19 protein-coding genes are annotated in these 21,380 nt (G+C 39.8%); 10 read left to right on the forward strand and 9 right to left on the reverse strand.

What is annotated here, in order from left to right; genetic code table 11:
* The first annotated feature begins 17 nt into the window (after positions 1–17).
* Entirely contained in the window at positions 18–305 is a 288-nt protein-coding gene (locus CYP43_RS07650; protein WP_103583217.1) for a hypothetical protein, read from the forward strand.
* A gap of 484 nt (positions 306–789) precedes the next feature.
* Here the strand turns inward: CYP43_RS07650 and CYP43_RS07655 are convergent, their stop codons facing one another.
* The 4 genes from CYP43_RS07655 to mnmG form a co-directional block, all read right to left on the reverse strand.
* Entirely contained in the window at positions 790–1,833 is a 1,044-nt protein-coding gene (locus CYP43_RS07655; protein ID WP_103583117.1) for a c-type cytochrome, read from the reverse strand.
* Between the two features lie 2 nt (positions 1,834–1,835).
* The gene (locus CYP43_RS07660; protein ID WP_084041924.1) at positions 1,836–3,080 is read right to left on the reverse strand and encodes a cytochrome b; all 1,245 of its coding nucleotides are present in this window, start codon (positions 3,078–3,080) and stop codon (positions 1,836–1,838) included.
* Between the two features lie 10 nt (positions 3,081–3,090).
* The gene (petA, locus tag CYP43_RS07665; RefSeq protein WP_021091707.1) at positions 3,091–3,594 is read right to left on the reverse strand and encodes a ubiquinol-cytochrome c reductase iron-sulfur subunit; all 504 of its coding nucleotides are present in this window, start codon (positions 3,592–3,594) and stop codon (positions 3,091–3,093) included.
* 175 nt (positions 3,595–3,769) lie between these two features.
* The gene (gene mnmG / locus CYP43_RS07670; RefSeq protein ID WP_103583118.1) at positions 3,770–5,635 is read right to left on the reverse strand and encodes a tRNA uridine-5-carboxymethylaminomethyl(34) synthesis enzyme MnmG; all 1,866 of its coding nucleotides are present in this window, start codon (positions 5,633–5,635) and stop codon (positions 3,770–3,772) included.
* 168 nt (positions 5,636–5,803) lie between these two features.
* Between mnmG and CYP43_RS07675 the strand changes: the two genes are divergently transcribed.
* The 6 genes from CYP43_RS07675 (at position 5,804) to CYP43_RS07700 (ending at position 12,604) form a co-directional block, all read left to right on the forward strand.
* Positions 5,804–9,256: an acyl-[ACP]--phospholipid O-acyltransferase gene (locus tag CYP43_RS07675; RefSeq protein WP_103583119.1), complete on the forward strand. Its 3,453-nt coding sequence runs from the start codon at positions 5,804–5,806 to the stop codon at positions 9,254–9,256.
* 173 nt (positions 9,257–9,429) lie between these two features.
* Positions 9,430–9,651: a transporter substrate-binding domain-containing protein gene (locus tag CYP43_RS09750; RefSeq protein WP_258032190.1), complete on the forward strand. Its 222-nt coding sequence runs from the start codon at positions 9,430–9,432 to the stop codon at positions 9,649–9,651.
* Between the two features lie 9 nt (positions 9,652–9,660).
* On the forward strand, positions 9,661–10,413 hold the full coding sequence (locus tag CYP43_RS07685; RefSeq protein ID WP_103583120.1) for an amino acid ABC transporter substrate-binding protein: 753 nt from the start codon (positions 9,661–9,663) through the stop codon (positions 10,411–10,413).
* A 9-nt stretch (positions 10,414–10,422) separates the two neighbouring features.
* Entirely contained in the window at positions 10,423–11,175 is a 753-nt protein-coding gene (locus CYP43_RS07690; RefSeq protein WP_103583121.1) for an amino acid ABC transporter substrate-binding protein, read from the forward strand.
* A 23-nt stretch (positions 11,176–11,198) separates the two neighbouring features.
* Positions 11,199–11,867: an amino acid ABC transporter permease gene (locus tag CYP43_RS07695; RefSeq protein WP_021088124.1), complete on the forward strand. Its 669-nt coding sequence runs from the start codon at positions 11,199–11,201 to the stop codon at positions 11,865–11,867.
* Positions 11,867–12,604, forward strand: coding sequence for an amino acid ABC transporter ATP-binding protein (locus CYP43_RS07700; protein ID WP_103583122.1), 738 nt, complete (start codon positions 11,867–11,869; stop codon positions 12,602–12,604). The genes CYP43_RS07695 and CYP43_RS07700 overlap by 1 nt, the downstream gene beginning before the upstream one ends.
* 33 nt (positions 12,605–12,637) lie before the next feature.
* Here CYP43_RS07700 and fldA read toward each other — a convergent pair whose 3' ends face one another.
* From fldA to CYP43_RS07720, 4 genes are all read right to left on the reverse strand, one after another.
* On the reverse strand, positions 12,638–13,129 hold the full coding sequence (gene fldA, locus CYP43_RS07705) for a flavodoxin FldA (RefSeq protein WP_103583123.1): 492 nt from the start codon (positions 13,127–13,129) through the stop codon (positions 12,638–12,640).
* Positions 13,130–13,140: 11 nt separating this feature from the next.
* Complete coding sequence (locus CYP43_RS07710; protein WP_103583124.1) at positions 13,141–13,854, reverse strand: UDP-N-acetylmuramate--alanine ligase; 714 nt, start codon at positions 13,852–13,854, stop codon at positions 13,141–13,143.
* Positions 13,855–13,857: 3 nt separating this feature from the next.
* Positions 13,858–14,169 (reverse strand): DUF2325 domain-containing protein, encoded by a 312-nt coding sequence (locus CYP43_RS07715; protein ID WP_002939277.1) that lies wholly within the window; start codon positions 14,167–14,169, stop codon positions 13,858–13,860.
* Between the two features lie 132 nt (positions 14,170–14,301).
* Positions 14,302–15,465, reverse strand: a complete 1,164-nt coding sequence (locus CYP43_RS07720; RefSeq protein WP_103583125.1) for a sugar transporter — start codon at positions 15,463–15,465, stop codon at positions 14,302–14,304.
* A 169-nt stretch (positions 15,466–15,634) separates the two neighbouring features.
* On the opposite strand from CYP43_RS07720, the gene nifJ reads away from it, so the two are divergent.
* Together nifJ and CYP43_RS07730 are read left to right on the forward strand one after the other, a co-directional pair.
* Positions 15,635–19,219, forward strand: coding sequence for a pyruvate:ferredoxin (flavodoxin) oxidoreductase (gene nifJ, locus CYP43_RS07725; protein WP_103583126.1), 3,585 nt, complete (start codon positions 15,635–15,637; stop codon positions 19,217–19,219).
* A gap of 179 nt (positions 19,220–19,398) precedes the next feature.
* On the forward strand, positions 19,399–20,268 hold the full coding sequence (locus tag CYP43_RS07730; protein ID WP_103583127.1) for a hypothetical protein: 870 nt from the start codon (positions 19,399–19,401) through the stop codon (positions 20,266–20,268).
* A gap of 66 nt (positions 20,269–20,334) precedes the next feature.
* Here the strand turns inward: CYP43_RS07730 and CYP43_RS09535 are convergent, their stop codons facing one another.
* Positions 20,335–20,586 (reverse strand): hypothetical protein, encoded by a 252-nt coding sequence (locus CYP43_RS09535; protein ID WP_141090594.1) that lies wholly within the window; start codon positions 20,584–20,586, stop codon positions 20,335–20,337.
* A gap of 191 nt (positions 20,587–20,777) precedes the next feature.
* Between CYP43_RS09535 and CYP43_RS07740 the strand changes: the two genes are divergently transcribed.
* Positions 20,778–21,290 carry a DNA-deoxyinosine glycosylase gene (locus tag CYP43_RS07740; RefSeq protein ID WP_103583129.1) on the forward strand — a complete coding sequence of 171 codons (513 nt, stop codon included), beginning with the start codon at positions 20,778–20,780 and terminating at the stop codon, positions 21,288–21,290.
* The last annotated feature ends 90 nt before the right edge of the window (positions 21,291–21,380 follow it).

A 21,380-nucleotide genomic window follows, 5' to 3' on the forward strand; every position in this document is an offset into this window, starting at 1 on the left:
TCCAAAAGGAAATGCTGATGAAAATTTCTGAAAATTTAGCAAATCTAAAAAATATCATCGATAAAGCTGCAAAAAACGACCTTGATATGAGCGCAACTGGAAGCTTTTTACAAAATTTAGAAAAAGCAAATAAAGAGACTGAAAAAATTTATAAACAGCTAGAAAAAGAGTTAAAAAGCGATGCGCAAATGTTTAAACAATTTGACTTTATGCAGATGATAACAAAGCTTCAATACGGCAACCTAAAGCCAAATGAACGTGAAAAACTGCCCAATAAAATGAGCAAGATCGCCAAAGAAATTTAGTTTTAAATAGGCTTGATGCGGAGCTAAATTTTACTATTTCTGTGGAATTTGGTGGGTTTTGGTGAGTGATTTGCTTAAAATATAAATTTATTTACCTGGGGTGACTTCTTGAACTCGTATATATTTCTATATTTCTACCAAAACGCTTGTGCATTCATAGCTTACATGGTGGCATAGGCATACTACTGCTTTAGGTTTTAGGCAAATCTTTAAAATTTCATAAACGAGTAATTTTAGGAGTCGTTTCTTGGTAGCGAATGAAAGTTTAGCAAATTTTAAAATTTATGAGCGAGCATATCACGCTTCCAAATTCAGTGGCAAGTAATAACGAGACCTGAATTTGGTAAGTTGCTAATGCGAGTGAGTAAGATTTTAAAATTTGTAAGAGCATTTGATCAAATTTACAAAAACAAATTTAAAGAATACCTATTTATATATGTAAAATTACCAGATAGGATTTAAGAGCCAAAGAGGCTCTTAAATTTTAGTGGAGTTCGCTCCAAACTTTGCGTTTCCAAAGCCAAGCAAAAATTCCTAATATAAAGAAGTAGATCATGACATAAAGCCCTGTACTCTCGCGCTCAGCCTTCTTCTTGTCACCTACTTTTTGGATATAAGCTACCACATCGTCTTCAGCAGCTTTATTTAAACCAACTCTTGGCATTGCAGTGCCTGGTAACATCTTTTGAGTATCGTTTATAAATTTATGTAAATACTCATCGCCTTTTGAACGGATCATCATCGATAGGTCAGGTGGGTTTGAGCCCATATAAGCGGCAAGGCTTACTTTGTTGCTAAATGCATATTTTTTGTCATATTTTATATCATGACATCTTTGACATGCATCAGCGAAAACCTTTTCTTCAGTGATCTTATTATTTGCCTTTTCATAATCAGCAGATACCTTTTTCAAATAAGCTACTATATCGGCAGTCTCAGCATTTATATCGCCACCAGCACCCATAAATGCAGTCATCGGGAATGGATGCTCGTCGTTAAATTTATGAGTTAGCTTTAAAGCCATATTTGGATTTTTAATGAGTGCGGCCAAGAATTTATCATCATAAATTTTACCAGCGGTACTAAGATCTGGTGGCACTACACCAAAGCTTTGACTAGCTGTCTCAGCATCCATACCAGCTGGCATACCTGCTGCTTCTATACCGTGGCATCCTGTACATCCTGCTGCTACAAAAGTATCAGCACCCTTTGTAGCGTCACCTTTTGTAAGATCAATAGAGTTAATGTCATTCCAAAATGCTGTATAGTCATCAAGAATTTTTTGTGCTACTTCTACATCTTTTGTGGCCGCATCTATACTTGCCTTATTTCCGCTAGCCTTAGCAGTCTCAAGTGCTGTCTTTTTTTGCTCTAAAAAGTGCTTTGCATAGTCAGTATCTTCTTTTGAAAAGTTATATTCGGCATTTGCAGTATGAGGGTGAAGCTTTGTGTGAGCATAAGGCTCGATACCCCAATATAAAACACCTGAAAGAATAACAACAATGGCAAAAATTTTAAGCTCTTTCATAATTAGCCCCTCTTTCTTTCAAGTATTGTTATAACTGGCAATGCAATTATAAATAAGAACAAGAATAGCAATGATGAATAAAATCCTATCCAGTCATTATAACCACCTGTTGGGAGTTTGCCATATATAGATAAAACGATAAGATCGACAACTAAGACCCAAAACCATATAAAAAATAGTGGTCTTTTGTGAGCTGGAGCTACAAGGTCGCTTCTATCAAGAAGAGGTATAAGCATAAATGCAACACCTGCAAACGCAAACGCGATAAGACCGATATTATAAGCAGAAATTCCAGCGATATCAAAGAAGAAGCCACGTAAAATTTCATATTGCCACAAAAAATACCACTCTGGGTAGATATGTGGTGGGGTTTTTAGTGGATTTGCTGGCTCAAAGTTGATAGGATCCATTGCAAAGTTGAAGTGATAGCAAACAAGATAGATGACAAATATCATAAAGAATGATACATACATAAAGTCTTTTGCCAAAAATCCTGGCCAAAATGGTATAACTTTAGATTTCGCTCTATCGCCGTGTAGGTACTCTTGTGCCTCTACTTCAAAGTCTATATCTTCGCTTGTTAGGTTATTAACGTGTGGAACTCTTAAAGAGTAGAAGTGAATAACCAAAACAGCTATTGTTACAAGTGGCAATAAACAAACATGAAGCATAAAAAATCTAGTAAGTGTTGAGTCACCAACTGCGTAATCACCTCTAATCCACTCAACTAAAGCATCACCAATAACTGGTACACCGCCAAAAAGCTGAGTGATAACAGTTGCCGCCCAGTAGCTCATCTGTCCCCATGGGAGCATATAACCACTAAATGCTTCCGCTGAAAAACAGATAAATAGCACCATGCCACTTATCCAAATGACTTCTCTGCCTCTTTTGTATGAACCATAGTAAAGTCCAGTAAGCAAGTGAATATACATAATAAGAAATATCGTAGAAGCTGAAACAGCGTGAATATGACGCCAAAGCCAGCCATACTCGACCTCTTGCATGATAGTATAATTTACACTATCAAATGCCAAATTTACATCTGGTTTGTAATACATTAAAAGTAAAAAACCAGTAACAATTAAGAGCATAAAAAGCGTTGTTAAAATAACGCCCATTGCCCAAAGGAAATTTATATTTTTTGGAATCCAGTATTCGCTAACTAGAACCTTCATAAGTTTTGTAAAAGCTAGGCGTTGATCAAGCCAGTCAATAACGCCAGTTGATTTATGAGCTAAAGACATTGCTATCCTCCTAAGCTTTTGCTACTAATTTTTCGTATTCTGGGCTTGTTTCGCCTAGAACTAGCTTGGTTCCATCGATCTTAAATGGTGGTATATCAAGTGGTCTTGGAGGAGGTCCGTATGTTTGCATTCCGTCGGCATTAAATTCGCCGCCATGACAGGCACATACAAACATTTGTTTGCTTGCTTTATACTCAGGTATACAGCCAAGATGCGTGCAAAGTCCGATAAGAACTACATATCTAGCATCCCCTACGACAACATCTCTTTTGTCATTTTTAGCCATATCAGGACTTTTTTTAAGGATGAAAATAGGCTTTTTACGCCACTCAACCTGCCTCATTTCCCCATCTTTGATCGGACTTAGATCAACTGTTGTGAAACCAGCAGCTTTTACACTTGGAAGAGGATCCCAAGTCTTTTTAACAGCCACTAGTGACATAGCGCCGCCGACAGCTGCCACAGCACCAAACGCAAGGCCGATAAAGCTACGTCTTTCTTGCTTTACTGACATTAAATTCCTTTCTATAAATAAATTCTTAACGATTATACTCTCAAAAAATTAAAAAAGTATAATTTCTAAATATAATCTGCAAAAATAATGTTAATTTTAACTTAAACGTAAATCTTGATTTTAAGATAAAAATTTTTAGGTTTTATGACTTCTTAAACTAAACCAAAAATCAAAATCAGCCAAGCCTTTTCTCATTCATCTTTATATAAATATGTAAGATATCAATCGCAGCTGGCGTGATACCTGAGATTTCACTCGCAGCAAAAAGCGTAGGCGGTGCAAATTTCTCAAGCTTTTCGACCACTTCATTACTAAGACCACTCACACCTCTAAAGTCAAAATTTTCAGGAATTTTTACATCCATCATATCTTTCATTTTTTCTATCTGATTTTTTTGCTCATTTATGTAGTGCTGATATTTACACTCGGTTAAAATTTGATCCACACTCGCATCATCTAAATTTGAAAATTTCTGATCAAGCTTTCTTAGTTTCTCAGCTGTAAAGCTTTTGCGTGCGACTATCTTTTGAAGGCTAACATTTTGACTTATTGGCTCTTCATCAAGACTAGCTAAAAGCTCTAAATTTTGCTTACTTGGCGTAATTTGAGTATTGTTAAGGTAAGCAAGTCCATCTTTTAAATTTTGCCTGATAGCTTCAATTTCATTAAAAGTCTCATCATCAAGAAGCCCAAGCTCATGGCCATATCCACCAAGCCTTAAAATGGCATTTTCCTCACGCAAAAGCAAGCGGTACTCCGCCCTACTCGTAAACATCCTATATGGCTCTTTTGTCCCTTTTGTGACAAGATCATCGATCAAAACACCTATATAAGCCTCATCACGGCGCAAGACAAGCGGCTCTTTATTATCAAGTGAAAGTGCTGCATTTATGCCAGCCATTAGCCCCTGAGCGCCAGCCTCCTCGTATCCAGTCGTTCCATTTATCTGTCCAGCTAGATAAAGACCTTTGGCTTTTTTAGTCTCCAAACTATGTTTTAGCTGTGTTGGCTCGACGTAGTCATATTCGATAGCGTATCCATGCCTTACGATTTTTGCATTTTCAAAGCCCTTTACAGAGCGTAGCATTTGCACTTGCACTTCATAAGGCAGGCTAGTCGAAAAGCCGTTTATATAGTACTCTGTAGCTTCAAGTGTTTGAGGCTCGATGAAAAGGTGGTGTCTGTCGCGGTCACCAAAGCGGTTTATCTTATCCTCGATACTTGGACAATATCTTGGTCCGATGCCCTCGATCTGTCCTGTAAAAAGTGGCGCTTTGTCAAAATTTGAGCGAATTATCTCATGCGTGGTTTCATTTGTATAGGCGATGTAGCATGGCAGCTGTGTTGGTGAGAAATTTTTAGTTCTAAAGCTAAATGCAACTGGCTCTGCGTCGCCATCTTGCTTTTCTAAAATTTCAAAATTTATCGTTTTTGCATCGATCCTTGGACATGTTCCAGTCTTTAGCCTGCTTAAATTTAGCCCAAGCTCTCTTAGACTGCCGCTTAGATCCTTTGCACTTAGCTCACCAACACGTCCGGCTTCTAGCTTATTAAATCCAACGTGAATTAGCCCGTTTAAAAATGTACCAGTGGTGATTATCACCTTTTTTGCGTTATAGATGTTATTTAGGTGGGTTTTAACGCCCGTTACTTCGCCATTTTCGCTTAAAATTTCAGTGGCAATCTCTTGAGAAATTTCTAAATTTGGAGTGTTTAAAAGCAAATTTCTCATATAAACTCTATATCTATCCATATCGATCTGAGCGCGGCTACCACGCACAGCTGGGCCTTTGCTCTCATTTAGCACGCGAAACTGGATACCAACAGCGTCAGTTGTAAGTCCCATTTGGCCACCAAGTGCGTCGATCTCTTTTACAAGATGTCCCTTCGCAAGGCCCCCAATGGCTGGATTACAGCTTGCAGCGCCTATTTGCTCGGCTAAGATCGTGATCAGTAAAGTTTGCTTGCCCATTCTAGCAGCCGCAAGACTTGCCTCAATGCCTGCATGTCCGCCGCCAACGACGATTATTTCATAGTTCATGATAAATTTTTCCTATTTTTTGATTGCGTGATTTTATCCAAAAGCATATAAAATTTAAATTTTTTAAAAATTTTTATTACCAAATTTAATGTAGAGTTTTTTATTAATAATATTTTAAATATTTTGCTGTTAGATTTACAAAATTTTTAAAATCACAAAGGTATTTCTATGATGAGTTTATTAAAAGTTGCTGGCTTTTTGCCCTACCTTGCGATCGCATTTTTAAATGCAAGCGTCGATCTAGCACACAAAATCACCATACAAAATGTTCTTTTAAAAACATACGATGGCGACATACTTTTTATCTTAACAGCCGTCATAAACGCAATGATCTTGCTGCCATTTATCTTTTTATTTTCGCCCTCAAGCTTTATAAACGATAAATTTGCAAAAATAAAGGTCATAAGAATTTGTGCCATTTTTGGCGTTATTATCAGTGTAGCGGTGCTTTTTAGCTATCTTGCAGGCGCTTTTGGCGTAGCCTTTGCTTTAACGCTCATACTAGCCGCCCAAAGTGCTATCTACTCACCAGCAAAATACGGCATCATTAAAGCCCTGGTCGGCCCTGAGCGCCTTGGCACAGCAAATGGCATCATTCAAGCACTTACCATCGTTGCGATACTTTTTAGCTCATTTTTATTTTCATTTATATTTGAAAATTTATACATTCAAGGTGAAAACTCAGAAGAAATTTTAAAAAGCGTCTATCCTATCGGCATCTTTTTGGTTGTTTTTAGCGCGCTTGAAGCATACTTTGCCTATAAGTTACCTTGCATTGATGAAAAAGACGAAACAAACGAAAATTTTGATATTAAAAAATATATTCGCCTTAGCTATTTAAGAGAAAATTTAAAAGAAGTAAGGTCAGATAAAAATATCTGGCTAAGCATCGCTGGACTTAGTATATTTTGGGGAATTTCTCAGATCATCATCGCAGCTTTCCCGGCTCATTACAAAGCCGTTTTTAACGACGACAGCTCGCTAGCGGTGCAGGCGATCCTTGCAGCAAGCGCCATAGGCATCGCATTTGGCTCATACGTGGCTGGCTCTATGTCAAAGCTTCACATCGAGCTTGGCATCGTGCCGATGGGCGCTATTGGTATATTTTTTTCGCTTTTATTTTTCGCATTTGGCTCAAGCATTGGCGTAGTGAGCCTTAGCTCATTTGCATTTGGCTTTTTTGGTGGAATTTTTATAGTACCGCTAAATGCGATGATCCAGTACTTTGCCCCGCAAAAGACCACCGGCAAGATAATGGCGGCAAACAACTTCTTACAAAACGTCTCAATGCTGCTATTTCTAGCTATTGGCATAGGCTTAGTATATTTTGAAATTTCAACCACTGGGCTCTTTGTCTTTACAGCCCTTGTTTGTTTGATCGGTAGTTTTTACGCTATTTTGCAGCTTCCGCACCTTTTTACAAGGCTACTTTTATTGCCATTTTTAAAGACAAAGTACCGATTTTTCGTTGAGGGGCTTCAAAATTTACCACAAAGTGGCGGCGCGTTACTTCTTGGCAATCACATTAGCTGGATCGACTGGCTCGTGCTTCAAGCTGCAAGCCCAAGAGGCATAAGATTTGTCATGTATAGAACGATCTATAACAAATGGTATCTAAAGCAAATTTTTAAATTTTTTAAAGTAATCCCAATAGGCGCAGGGGCTAGCAAAGAGTCGATCGAGCTTGTGCGTGAGTGCCTAAAAAATGGCGAAGTGGTCGCACTTTTCCCAGAGGGGCACATCAGCTACAACGGCCAGATAAATGAGTTTCAAAAGGGCTTTGAGCTTATCATCAGAGATCTGGAAGAAATTTGCATCGTGCCTTTTTACCTTCGTGGCCTTTGGGGATCTAGCTTTTCAAGAGCTAGTAAATTCTATAAAGACCTCACTTCTAAAAACGGCAGACGTGACATCATCGTCGCTTTTGGCAAACCAATAACCACATTTATAAACGCTGCAAAGATGAAGCAAAAGGTGCTTGAGCTTAGCTTTTCATCGTGGGAGAGCTTTATCTCAAGGCAAAAACCACTAACAAGCGAGTGGCTAAATAACGCAAAAGAGAGCAAATTTAAAGAGTGCGTGAGCGACAGCACTGGGCTAAATTTAAGCAACTTGAAATTTATAACAGCCGTTTTAGTCTTTATCAAAATTTTCAAACGCGAGCTAAAAGATGAGAAAAATATAGGCATCTTGCTACCTAGCTCAAGCATCGCAGCTATCGTCAATATGGCGCTTCTTGCCATGGGCAAAGTGAGTGTAAATTTAAACTATACACTTAATGAGACCTCGCTAAATCACGCCCTAAGAAAGGCAAATATAAACACAGTGATCACCTCTAGCAAATTTCTTGAAAAGCTCGCACTTAAGGGCTTTGATCTAAAAGATGCGATGAGCGGCAAGGCTAAATTTGCAGAAGATCTCTCAGCCAGCGTCTCAAAAAAAGAGAAATTTTTAGCGCTTTTAACTGCCTTTTTTGCTCCAGTTTGGCTTATTAAGCTTTGCTATTTTAAGCGTGTAAGCTTAGAGGATACAGCTACCATTTTATTTAGTAGTGGCAGCGAGGGCGAGCCAAAAGGTATCGAGCTAAGCCACAAAAATTTACTTGCAAATATTAAGCAAATAAGCGAACTTCTAAATTTCAAAAAAGATGACGTGATCTTAAACTCACTCCCTGTTTTTCACTCATTTGGACTAACGGTCACCACGCTCATGCCACTTTGCGAGGGCATAAAAATGGTAAGCGTGCCTGACCCAACAGATGGAGCAACTATTGGCAAAATGGCTGCAAGGCACAGCGTTAGCATCATCTTTGGCACCTCGACCTTCTTTAGGCTCTACACAAGAAATAAAAAGCTTCATCCGCTAATGTTTCAAAGTGCCAGAATGGTCGTAGCTGGGGCTGAAAAGCTAAAACCTGAGATAAAAGACGAGTTTAGGCTCAAATTTGGCATAGAAATTTATGAAGGTTATGGCGCGACCGAAACGGCGCCGGTAGCTGCTGTAAATATGCCAAATATCCTAGAAAAAGAGAGCTTAAAAGAGCTTACATTTAATAGACCTGGTAGCGTTGGTATGCCTCTGCCTGGCACCATCATAAAAATAATCGACCCAGAAACTCTTGAAGAGCTAGAAACTGGCACAGACGGTCTCATAGTGATCGGCGGCTCGCAGGTAATGAAGGGCTATCTAAACGACGAAGCCAAAACAAGCGATGTAATCACGCACATTGACGGCGTAAGATACTATAAAACTGGCGACAAAGGCCACATAGATGAAAACGGTTTTGTTTTTATCGTCGATAGGTATTCAAGATTTGCCAAGATAGGCGGCGAGATGATAAGTCTTGGAAGCGTCGAAGAAGAGCTTGCAAAGGTGCTTGGGGGCGATGTTGTATTTAGCAGCGCAAACGTGCCAGATAGCAAAAAGGGCGAAGCGATCGCACTTTTAGTAAAAAGTGGCACAGAGCCTGAAAATATTGAACAAATTTTAAAAGAGAGCAGCCTTGCTCCTATAATGATGCCAAGCTATATCTTCATCGTTGATGATATCCCAACACTTGCAAGTGGCAAGGTTGATTTTAAGGGGGTAAAAGCTCTAGCGGTCTCGCTTCTAGCGGAGTGAGGCGCCGCTCTCTTTTTTGTGATAAAATAGCGCCAAAATACTATCCAGGTCGCCAGGTCGCAGTTGCAACTGACATTTGTATAAATCTTGAAAATTTTTTTGCAAATTCTGCTATTGATTTTATTTTTTTGCAAAGAGTTTTGTATAAAAATTTCTATTGCTTTTTAAATTTGGTGCAATTCGTGCGATTGTTTGCTAAATTCTGCCTTTACAAAATTTTACTGACAGATCATAAAAGATTATGCCATACAAATAGTGAACAAATGGGCTATAACGTAGAAAAAGGTAACAAAAAGCTGCTAATTAAGATAAATTTTGCCCTAAATGAGCTTAACAAAGAAGGAGCTTTAAGCGAAATTTCGCTTAAATACTTCGGCAAAGATATTTCTAAATAAGGAGAATCAATGAATTTTAAGCCCATTTTTGGCTTGATCGCAGGTGCTTTTTTAGCTTTAAATTTAAATGCTTCAACTATCAAAAAAGGCGAACTTACCGTCGCAACTGAAGGTACTTACTCACCTTACTCATTTTATGATGAAAAGGGCGAGCTAGTAGGATATGACGTAGATATTGCAAGAGCAGTAGCGCAAAAGCTAAATTTAAAAGTTGAGTTTCTAACAGCTCCTTGGGACGCGATGCTTGCTGCATTTGATGCTGGTAAGGCCGATGTTGTATTTAATCAAGTAAGTATAACTGATGATAGAAAGAAAAAATATGGTATGAGCGTACCTTACACTATGCCATATCCGGTAATTGTCGTGCATAAAGACAATAACGACATCAAAAGTTTTGCTGATCTAAAGGGCAAAAAAAGCGTGCACTCTGCAACTAGCAACTGGGCGGCGATAGCCGAGAAAAACGGTGCAACAGTGGTTGTGGCTGATGGCTTTAGCAAAGGCGTGGAACTTATCATCTCAAAAAGAGCTGATGATACGATAAACGATAACGTTACATTTTTTGACTACATCAAACAACGCCCAAATGCGCCACTAAAAATCGCATACACAAGCAACGAGCCGATGCCAACAGCTGCAATCGTTAAAAAAGGCAACACTGAGCTACTAGAAGCGATAAACAAAGCGCTTGATGAACTAAAAGCCGAGGGTAAGATAAGCGAAATTTCGATGAAATATTTTGGAAAAGATATTTCAAAATAAAGGATTAAAATGAAATTTACAAATTTATTAAAAGTAGTAGCTGTGCTTGCAATGGCTCTAAATTTACAAGCAAAAACTATAAAAGACGGCGTGCTAACAGTAGCAACTGAAGGTACTTACGCTCCTTTTACATTTTATAATGATAAAAATGAGCTAGTAGGATACGATGTAGATATCGCAAGAGCGGTAGCGCAAAAACTAAATTTAAAAGTTGAGTTTCTAACAGCTCCTTGGGATGCGATGCTAGCTGCATTTGACGCTGGTAAGGCCGATGTTGTATTTAATCAAGTAAGCATAACTGATGAGAGAAAGAAAAAATATGCTTTTTCGGTGCCTTATACTGTAACATTTGGTGCCATCATCACTAGAAAAGATAATAACGATATAAAAAGCTTTGCTGATCTAAAAGGCAAAAGAAATGCCGACTCAGCTACGAGCAACTGGGCGAAAGTCGCCGTAAAATACGGTGCTGAGCACGTCGTAACAGATAGTTTTGCTAAAAGTATGGAGCTTCTTATATCAAGACGCGTAGATGCTGTCGTAAGAGACAATATCGTATTTTACGACTTCATAAAAGAGCGTCCAAACGCGCCTGTAAAGATAGCTGCCTCACTTGATGAAAAAGACTACACAGCAGCAGCTGTTAAGAAAGACAATGCCGAGCTTGCAGAGCAAATTTCAAATGCTTTAACTGAGCTTTCAAAAGAGGGCAAACTAGAAGCTATCTCAAAAAGCTACTTTGGCAAAGACGTCTCAAAATAAATTTATAAACCAACAAGGCAAAAATGGAAAATTTAGATAGAGTGATCGAGCTTGTTTCAAGCTCGACGCTACCGATGATCATTGCACTTTTAAAGGTGACGATCCCGCTTACATTGCTCTCGTTTTCGCTAGGGCTTGTCATCGCCATTATCACAGCAGTAGCGAGGCTTTCAAATATAAAAATTTTAAAATTTATATTTGCTACCTACGTTTGGATATTTCGTGGCACGCCACTTCTTGTGCAGCTTTTCATCGTATTTTACGGGCTTCCTAGCATTGGCATCACGCTTGATACTTGGAGTGCGGCCACTATCGCATTTAGTCTAAACGTGGGTGCTTATGCCTCTGAGTCCGTAAGGGCTGCCATTCTTTCTGTGCCAAAAGGTCAGTGGGAGGCTGCCACATCGCTTGGCATGACGCACTATCAAATTTTAAAGCGTATCATCGCACCTCAAGCAGTGAGGATCTCGCTCCCACCGCTTTCAAACACATTTATAGGCCTTGTTAAAGACACTTCACTAGCGGCTTCTATAACGATGGTTGATATGTTTATGGTCGCTCAAAGGATCGCAGCAAGAACCTTTGAGCCACTCATCCTCTACATCCTAGCAGCACTTATCTATCTAGTGGTTTGCACACTCTTAACCTATCTTCAATCAAGGCTTGAAAAAGCTGTCTCAAGGTATGTCTAATGGCTATAAATTTTAAAAATATAAGCAAATCTTACGGCGATCATTTGGTGCTAGATAACATAAACACAAGCTTCAAAGAAGGACAAACGACCGTGATAGTTGGCTCATCTGGTTGTGGTAAATCAACACTTCTTAGATGTATAAATTTACTTGAGATCCCACAAAGTGGTGTTTTAGAGATAAATGACAGAGCTGTAAATTTTAAAGAGAAGCTTAGCTCAAAAAAGCTTTTAGAAATTCGTAAAAAAACAGGCATGGTCTTTCAAAGCTTCAACCTCTTCCCGCACCTAACAGCGCTTCAAAATGTCACCGAAGCTCCGATATACGTTCAAAAAAAGGATAAAAACGAAGCGATAAAAGAGGCAAAAGAGCTTTTAGCTAAAGTGGGGCTTAGCCACAAAGAAGATACCTATCCAAATAGGCTCTCAGGAGGACAAGCACAGCGCGTGGCCATCGCTAGAGCGCTAGCTGTAAATCCATACTTTTTACTGCTTGATGAGCCTACAAGTGCGCTTGATCCAGAGCTTGAGGCTGAAGTTTTAAAGGTTATTTTGTCTCTTGCAAAAGAGAAAAAGTCTATGATCATTGTCACTCATAATATGAATTTTGCTAGAAAGATAGCTGATAGAATTTTATTTTTAGACAAAGGCGTGATCGCATTTGATGGCTTGGTAGATGAGTTTTTCAATAGCCAAAACGAAAGAATAAAAAGCTTCATCTCGGCTATGGATATATGAAAATTTTAGCTAGAAAATCTAGCTAAAATTACATTAAGCAAAGTGAGGCTTTATCTGCTCTATCCAAGCTGAAATTCTACCCTCAGTTTTGTCGCTTTGATTGTCAGCGTCAAGTGCTAGGCCTACAAATTTTCCATTTCTTACAGCATCAGAACCATCAAATGTATATCCATCGGTGCTAACCTCACCAACTACCTTTGCGCCAGCTTTTACGACCTCATCATAAAGCTTTGCCATGCCGTTACAGTACTCATCAGAGTAGCTCTCGCTATCACCCATGCCAAAAACAGCAACTGTTTTTCCGCTTAGATTTAATGCTTTAAAGTCAAACGCGTCCCAGTCATCTTGAAGATCACCACTACCCCAGGTTGATGTACCAAGGATGAGCTTATCAAAGCTATTTATCTTCGCTGCGTCTACATCAGCAACGTTTAAAAGCTCATTTTCAAGGCCTAGACCCTCACTTATAAGTTTTGCTGCATCTTCGGTATTTCCCATGCTGCTTCCATAAACTATACCTATCATTTTTATCCTTTTTAAAAAATTTTACTAATAATCGTATAAGGCACAAGCTTGATCAAACCTCTCGCATAACAGTGCCTAACCTCAACGTGTCGCCTAAATTCCTCATTTCTAGGAAAAACGATATAAACCATCTCACACTCGTGACCAAGCACACCGACAGCTCTATCTATATCGTCGTTTAAATTTCTCATATCATCAAAGCTCACTTTTTTAAAGCTTGGCATGACACTGAGCAAATTTTTACCATCTTTTTTGACCGAAATGACACCACCATTTAGCACGACCTCTTTGTCTTGATGGCGGAGGCGTATTTTATCATAAACAAATTGACAAAACATCTGTGCCGCATCGATACAAAACTCAAATTTCCCACTTGCATAAAGCATTTTTATCATCTTTGCAGCCGCCATTCTTGGCTCTTTTGCTATAAATTTGATCTTTGAAAAGTCGCCTTTTAAATAAGCATTTATGATGATATTTGATGAAAAACAAAAGCGATCTGCTGGCTTAAAATTTAGACATTTTCCGCGAAGCAGGAAATTTATCCTAGCTTCAAAAATTTCTTTAAAATTTAGAAATTTAGCGTAAGAAAGTGGTATTTTTAGCTCACTTTCTACGCCAGAATTATAAAGTGCAATAAAAATTTTTGCACGCGAAAGCCTATCAAGCTTTGCAAAAATATTTGGAGTTATTTCGCCAATATCTGATAAAAGCCCGAATCTCATTGATTATTCTTTGCATCCAAATTCCTTATCTAGCCCAAAGACCTTGCAATACTCGCAAAATACGCAGCTAACACTTCTTTTTGCACAAACAATTGGAATATTTCTCTTTTTTGCTTGAGTTTTAATAGTCTTCATAGTGTTGTGGTTTAAAAAGCTAGTTAGCATCACCACGCACTCGGTATCTTGAGGGATTGGCTTGCGATTTACGCGGTTTTCATTTCTAGCATCCCAGTGCTCTATCTTTTCAGCTCCCAAATCATGTAAAACTGCCTTGATAGGCGTTATCTCATCTGCACCGATAACTAAAACTGACATAATAAGCTCCTAAAATTTATTCATTTTCTGATAATGATTATAAGGAAGATTAACTAAAATTTTTCTTAGTTATGATATTTATTATCACTTATATGTAGAAATTTGTAACGTTTTACTTAGATATTTAAACATCTAAATTCTCTTAACCTTAGATACCGCAAACAAAAATATGATAAGTCCGCTTGCGGCAAAAAAACTACCGACATTGCCGATATTTTGCTCACCTAAATGAACTATCGTCTGATGCCCTATTAGCGCTCCTGCTCCGATGCCTATGTTATAAATAGCCGAAAATATCGCCATTGCAGCATCAGTTGCATTTGAGGCTAAATTTAGCACTTTTATTTGAAAGCTCATATTTACACCAGCTATGCCAAGCCCCCAAATAAAGGCCAAGACTAGCATTAAAACTTCATTTTTAGCAATAAAATTTAACACAAGCAAGCAACATAAAATAAGCATAATAGAAATTGCTGAAAATGCATTTGGAATAATCTTATAAAATTTAGAGAAAAGCAGGCTTGCAACTACACCAGCAACGCCAAATATAAGCAAGAATATTGTGATAAATTTTCCATCAAAGCAACTGATATCTTTTGCAAATGGCTCAATGTAGCTATAGGTGCTAAAATGCGCACTTATGATAATTGCCGTTAGTAAAAATACGACCATTAAAAGGCCATTTCTTGCAAGCTCTGGCAAGCTTTTAAGTGAGCCTGAGTTTTTACTTGGCAGAAGTGGCAAAATTTTATATAGCCAAGCTCCAACACCAACAGCAAAAATTCCGATCAGCCCAAAAGTCACACGCCAACCAAGTGCGTCACCTAAAATTCTTCCAAGTGGTAGACCAAGTATCATCGCTAGCGATGTGCCAAGAGCTAGTAATCCAAGAGCTTGTGAGCTTTTATTTATCGGAGCTAGTCTAACAGCAAGTGAAGCAGTGATAGCCCAAAAAATGGCATGAGCAATAGCTATCATCAACCGAGCAACAATTAAAATTTTAAAATTCCAAGCAAAGGCACAAAGCGTATGAGCTATAACAAATACGATAAAAACCTTTAAAAGAAGAGATTTTCGCTCTAAATTTGCAGTCAAAAGCATAAGTGGCAAAGAGAGTATCGTGACACTCCACGCATAAATCGTGATGATAAGACCAGTATCAGCCGTGCTCATATCGAAATCTTTTGCAATATCACTTAAAAGTGGCACTGGAACAAACTCAGTAGTGTTAAATATAAAAGCACAAAAAGCAAGAGCTATAACTCTTAAATAGGCTACCCTATGAACACTTATCAAATTTTATCCTTAAATTTTTTCATTACGGTAATGGAATTTTACTTAAAGTTAGTAATTCAAAAGGCAAAATCCTCAGAATTTATTAATGACATAGATTAATAGTAGATTTTGGAAACTATCTCTATAATAAAAGATTTTTAAAAAACATAAGAAAATTTAAGGCGGAAAAATGGCTAAAATAATGAAAACTATGGACGGAAACGAGGCTGCGGCGCATGCGGCTTATGCATTTACGGAGGTTGCGGGCATCTACCCGATCACTCCTAGCTCGCCGATGGCTGATTACACCGATATGTGGGCGGCTCAGGGCAAGAAAAATCTATTCGGCATGCCGGTTAAAGTCGTCGAAATGCAAAGCGAGGGCGGGGCTGCGGGCACCGTACACGGCTCGCTGCAAGTAGGCGCGCTAACTACGACATACACGGCTTCGCAAGGGCTTTTGCTAAAAATCCCGAATATGTACAAAATCGCAGGCCAGCTGCTACCCGGCGTCATCCATGTGAGCGCGCGCTCTATCGCGGCTCAGGCGCTTTCAATCTTCGGCGATCATCAGGACATTTATGCCTGTCGGCAAACGGGTTTTGCGATGCTGGCAAGCGGCTCCGTGCAAGAGGTCATGGATATCGCCGGCGTAGCGCACCTAGCGGCGATCAAGGGTCGCGTGCCGTTTTTGCACTTTTTCGACGGATTTCGCACGAGCCACGAGATACAAAAGATCGAGGTGCTTGACTACGCGCACTTTGATAGGCTTCTTGACCGCGAGGCGCTGCAAAAATTTAGAGACGAGGCTCTAAGCCCGGAGAGTCCGAAAACTCGCGGTACGGCTCAAAACGACGACATTTACTTCCAGACGCGCGAGTTATCCAACCGCTACTACGATGCGGTGCCTGATATCGTAGCGGAGTATCTAAAAGAAATTTCAAAAATCACTGGACGCGACTATCGTCCTTTTAATTATTACGGCGATCCGCATGCTACGCGCGTCGTGGTCGCGATGGGCTCGGTCACGCAACCTCTAGAAGAAGTCGTCGATCACCTGCGCGCAAAGGGCGAAAAAGTAGGCGTGCTAAAGGTGCATCTATATCGTCCGTTTAGCCTAAAATACCTCTTTGACGTGATGCCTGAAACGGTAGAAAAGATCGCCGTGCTAGACCGTACCAAAGAGCCGGGAAGCCTCGGCGAGCCGCTATATCTGGACGTTAAGGCGGCGTTTTACGGACGAAAAAATCAGCCCGTGATCGTGGGCGGTCGCTACGGCCTAAGCTCAAAAGACGTCGATCCTGCGCAAATGCTGGCGGTTTTTGAGAATTTAAATTTAAGCGAGCCAAAAAACGGCTTTACCGTCGGTATCGAGGATGACGTGACCTTCACCTCGCTAAAAGTCGGCGAGAAAATTTCGCTAAGCGATGCAAGCGTTAAAGAGTGCCTGTTTTACGGCCTTGGCGCGGACGGTACCGTAGGAGCCAATAAAAACTCAATCAAAATCATCGGCGATAAAACCGGGCTTTATGCGCAGGCGTATTTTGCCTACGATAGTAAAAAATCAGGCGGCTACACTCGCTCGCACCTGCGTTTTGGCAAAAACCCTATCCGCTCGACCTATCTTGTCTCAAATCCGCACTTCGTAGCTTGCTCGGTCGCGGCGTATCTTGAAATTTACGACGTCATAGACGGTATCCGCGAGGGCGGGACGTTCCTGCTAAACTCAATCTGGGACGCCGAGCAGACGGCTGCTAAACTGCCGAATAAAGTAAAGAAAATTTTAGCCGCCAAAAAGGTAAATTTCTACATCATCAACGCCACCAAGCTAGCTCGCGAGATCGGGCTAAAAAACCGCACGAACACCATCATGCAGTCGGCGTTTTTTAAGCTTGCGGACATTATCCCGTTTGCCGACGCGCAAAAATACATGAAAGAGTACGCGCATAAAGCCTACGCCAAAAAGGGCGAAGCGATCGTGGAGATGAACTACAAGGCCATAGATATGGGCGCGGACGGACTGGTTAAGGTCGCGGTCGACCCTAGTTGGGCAAATTTGACGGATGACGCCGCTAACGAGGAAAAATACGTCGGCGACGAATTTATAGAAAAAATCGTTAAGCCTATCAATGCCGCTAGGGGCGATAGCTTGCCTGTTTCGGCGTTTGTGGGCTTTGAAGACGGACACTTTAAATCAGGCACAACGGCGTACGAAAAACGCGGCATCGGCGTGATGGTGCCTAAATGGATCGAGGAAAACTGTATCCAATGTAACCAGTGCGCCTTCGTCTGCCCGCACGCGGTTATCAGGCCATTTCTAATCGACGAAAACGAGCTCGCTGCCGCGCCGCAAACCGTGCAAGATCACGTCCTAGACGCCAAAGGCAAAGAGATAAAAGGGCTAAAATACAAAATCCAAGTAAGCCCTCTAGACTGCACCGGCTGCGAGCTGTGCGCTCAAATTTGCCCGAGCAAGGAAAAATCGCTCGTCATGGTACCTCTAGCCGAGGAAATGGAGAAAAACGAGCAGGAAAACGCCGATTATTTATTTAAAAAAGTAACCTACAAAGACGACCTGATGAGCAAAGATAGCGTCAAGGGCGTGGGCTTTGCGCAGCCGTTATTTGAGTTTCACGGCGCATGCCCTGGTTGCGGCGAGACGCCTTATATCGGGCTTGTTACGAGACTGTTTGGCGACCGTATGATAGTAGCAAACGCCACCGGATGTAGCTCGATCTACGGCGGTAGCGCGCCTTCGACGCCTTATACGACGAACAAAGAGGGCAAGGGCGTAGCGTGGGCAAATTCGCTGTTTGAGGATAACGCAGAGTTTGGCATGGGTATGAACGTCGCGGTAGAGACGCTGCGTCACCGTATCGAAGACGTCATGCTACGCACCAAAGACAGCGCGCCAAATGCCCTAGCCGCGCTATACTCCGACTGGATCGCGCACAAAAACGACGGCGAGAAAACGACGCAAATCGCTAAAATTTTAACGCCGATTTTGGAGCAAAATTTAAGCGTAGAGGGCGTAAAAGAAATTTTAGAGCTAAAAAGATACCTCGTCAAAAAATCCCAATGGATCATCGGCGGCGACGGCTGGGCGTACGATATCGGCTTTGGCGGTCTTGATCACGTGCTAGCTAGCGGCGAGAACGTAAACGTACTCGTACTTGACACCGAGGTGTACTCAAACACCGGCGGCCAGAGCTCAAAATCAAGCCGCGCGGGCTCGATAGCGCAGTTTACCGCTAGCGGCAAGCCGATGCAGAAAAAAGATCTAGGCTACATCGCGATGACTTACGGAAACATCTTCGTAGCTCAAATCAACTCAAATGCGAGCCAGGCAAACACGATAAAAGCCATCGCTGCAGCCGAAGCCTACGACGGACCTAGCCTCGTGATCGCGTATTCGCCGTGTATTGCGCACGGTATCAAGGGCGGCATGGCCTACTCCGGCGATCAAGGTGAGCTCGCGACCAAGTGTGGCTACTGGCCGACCTATGTCTACGATCCGCGCCTAATCAAAGAGGGCAAAAATCCGCTCAAAATGACCTCAAAAGAGCCTGATTGGTCGCTTTACGAGGAGTTTTTGCTAAACGAGGTTCGCTACAACTCGCTTAAAAAGACAAATCCGCAGCACGCAGACGAGTTGCTAGCTAAAAACAAGGCCGACGCGCAAAGACGCTACCGCCAGCTAAAACGCCTAAGCCTAGCCGACTTTAGCGATGAGGTCGAGTCTGGCTCGGAACAGGCTAACGAAAACGCCGAGTAGGGCGCAAATTTCTCTCGCCTAAATTTGACGGGCGAGGGAATTTAACCTTTTGTAGATTGTTGTTTAATTTTATATTAATTTACAGATATCTCAAACTATATCTTTAGCTTAGCCTTAATCATTATATATCGCTAAATCATTTTCTGCTATAATCAACTGTAATATTAAGGATAGTAAAAATGCTTTTTGAAAGATATGCGTTTAAATATAGAGAAAATGATAATATACAAAACAATGTATTTGATATACAAATATCAGATGATGATTTTATGCAAATAAATATAAATAATGAAAATTTTGATATTTTTACAGAGTTGCATGAATATAATTTTTATAATGCTGCTTTTGAAAAATTGATACTAACTTATACAAAGCCAACAATTGTTTATAATATACCCGCTACAAATAGGTTAATATATAAGATTCGCTTGGTTTATACAAAAACAAAAGAAGGTCAAACTATAGTGGATTTACAAGATTGGAGTACTATAGGTAGCTTAAACGGACATCAAGGCCTAGTTGATTTTGTTGATATTTTTATTATATCTTATGACAATATGGCAAAAATTGCTACGGAATATAAATATCATTCTATTTCTAAGCAAATTTTATATGGTGTTATTCATGAAATTTTTGATAGATATTTTTTGAGACATAATATTCAACGAGACTATTTTGAAATAGTCATGGATTTTTCCCAAACGGATTTTGAAGAAATTTTTAATAATTCCAGAAAAAACAAAAAAATAGTATTTCATATGGATATGGTAAATAATGGGGCTGAAATAATTAATTCTGGAAAAATAGAATACTCAATCAAGGCAGATACTACTTTTGATAATGCTTTTAGTTGGCTTCGTGGGAAATTTAATGACAATATTCAAAGATATTCCATAAAGTGTGAAGATATGAATAACAAGACCGCTTCTATTGATGGCTATTCGGACGACTTGACAACAAACGAATGGAGTGCACCAGCAAGAATAGAAATTGGTACGCAAAATAATGATGCTTTATATGGACGGTTGGCTCATTTTTTAAGGATCTAATATGTTTGAAGTAATAAAAAAGTATGTATTAAATAGACAAAAACTTCATATGAATACAAAGATTTTTTATTTTAAAAAGTTATTTTTGCCTCTTATACCAACTTGCATATTGTTGTTTTTTGGGATCAAATTTTGTATAAAACATGAAAATGTGGCAATATCGCTAGTATCTGTCACTGCTATAATCATAGCTTTTTTGGTTTTTTTAATGTCAACTCTTTTGACAAAAGATAGTAATAAAAATATACCCAATACAAATATAAAATATTCCGAAATTCTAGCCAATAATACGGCGCTTCTTACCCTTATATCATCCATTTCGTTATTTATAAATTTGATTTACGTATATGTGTCAAATTTAGAATGCAAAAGTATTATGGCCTTAAATTTTATAAGTTTTTTTGCATTATATTTTATTTTTCTCACTATAAAAATTGTTGTTGACGATATATTATTTTTATCTAATATTTTTAAGAATTAAAATATTATAGATATTTAAATGCATAAAAATGAATAAAACTCAAATCCATCCTTTTAAACCGATTTTTGATAAAAATTCTAAAATTTTAATCCTCGGCTCCTTCCCTTCCGTCGTTTCTCGCAAGTTGGGCTTTTATTACGCAAATCCGCAAAATCGCTTTTGGCGTGTGCTGGCCGGGATTTTAAACGCTCCGCTACCTACAAGCACGGATGAAAAGATAAATTTCCTGCTTGCCAGCCGCATCGCCATCTACGACGCTGCGATCTCGTGCAAGATAAAGGGCTCGAGCGATGCTAAAATGACCGCCGTTGAGCCTGCAAATTTGGAGCCGATTTTTAGCGGAGCTCGCATAGCGCAAGTTTACGCAAACGGCGGTAAGGCACACGAAATCTGCGAAAAATACCTAAAAACTCAAATTCTAAACGCAACGGACAAACCGCCCCTCAAACTACCCTCGACTAGCTCGGCGAATGCAAATTTTAGCTTTGAAAAGCTAGTACAAGAGTGGACGGTCATCTTGGAGGCGCTAAAAGACGGCTAAATTTGATACGAATTCTAAAATTTAACTCATCCGAAATAATCGCGCCTTCACCTTAAATTTAGTTTCAAATTTTAAAATTACCCAAATCAA

Source organism: Campylobacter concisus (genome assembly GCF_002913045.1).
Taxonomy (GTDB): domain Bacteria; phylum Campylobacterota; class Campylobacteria; order Campylobacterales; family Campylobacteraceae; genus Campylobacter_A; species Campylobacter_A concisus_AP.

What these genes read in the sequence shown, in the direction of transcription:
- CYP43_RS07650 (WP_103583217.1), top strand. Translation starts at nt 18, where the DNA reads ATGAAAATTTCTGAAAATTTAGCAAATCTAAAAAATATCATCGATAAA.
- CYP43_RS07655 (WP_103583117.1), bottom strand. Translation starts at nt 1,833, where the DNA reads ATGAAAGAGCTTAAAATTTTTGCCATTGTTGTTATTCTTTCAGGTGTT.
- CYP43_RS07660 (WP_084041924.1), bottom strand. Translation starts at nt 3,080, where the DNA reads ATGTCTTTAGCTCATAAATCAACTGGCGTTATTGACTGGCTTGATCAA.
- petA (WP_021091707.1), bottom strand. Translation starts at nt 3,594, where the DNA reads ATGTCAGTAAAGCAAGAAAGACGTAGCTTTATCGGCCTTGCGTTTGGT.
- mnmG (WP_103583118.1), bottom strand. Translation starts at nt 5,635, where the DNA reads ATGAACTATGAAATAATCGTCGTTGGCGGCGGACATGCAGGCATTGAG.
- CYP43_RS07675 (WP_103583119.1), top strand. Translation starts at nt 5,804, where the DNA reads ATGATGAGTTTATTAAAAGTTGCTGGCTTTTTGCCCTACCTTGCGATC.
- CYP43_RS07685 (WP_103583120.1), top strand. Translation starts at nt 9,661, where the DNA reads ATGAATTTTAAGCCCATTTTTGGCTTGATCGCAGGTGCTTTTTTAGCT.
- CYP43_RS07690 (WP_103583121.1), top strand. Translation starts at nt 10,423, where the DNA reads ATGAAATTTACAAATTTATTAAAAGTAGTAGCTGTGCTTGCAATGGCT.
- CYP43_RS07695 (WP_021088124.1), top strand. Translation starts at nt 11,199, where the DNA reads ATGGAAAATTTAGATAGAGTGATCGAGCTTGTTTCAAGCTCGACGCTA.
- CYP43_RS07700 (WP_103583122.1), top strand. Translation starts at nt 11,867, where the DNA reads ATGGCTATAAATTTTAAAAATATAAGCAAATCTTACGGCGATCATTTG.
- fldA (WP_103583123.1), bottom strand. Translation starts at nt 13,129, where the DNA reads ATGATAGGTATAGTTTATGGAAGCAGCATGGGAAATACCGAAGATGCA.
- CYP43_RS07710 (WP_103583124.1), bottom strand. Translation starts at nt 13,854, where the DNA reads ATGAGATTCGGGCTTTTATCAGATATTGGCGAAATAACTCCAAATATT.
- CYP43_RS07715 (WP_002939277.1), bottom strand. Translation starts at nt 14,169, where the DNA reads ATGTCAGTTTTAGTTATCGGTGCAGATGAGATAACGCCTATCAAGGCA.
- nifJ (WP_103583126.1), top strand. Translation starts at nt 15,635, where the DNA reads ATGGCTAAAATAATGAAAACTATGGACGGAAACGAGGCTGCGGCGCAT.
- CYP43_RS07730 (WP_103583127.1), top strand. Translation starts at nt 19,399, where the DNA reads ATGCTTTTTGAAAGATATGCGTTTAAATATAGAGAAAATGATAATATA.
- CYP43_RS09535 (WP_141090594.1), bottom strand. Translation starts at nt 20,586, where the DNA reads ATGGATGATATAAGGGTAAGAAGCGCCGTATTATTGGCTAGAATTTCG.
- CYP43_RS07740 (WP_103583129.1), top strand. Translation starts at nt 20,778, where the DNA reads ATGAATAAAACTCAAATCCATCCTTTTAAACCGATTTTTGATAAAAAT.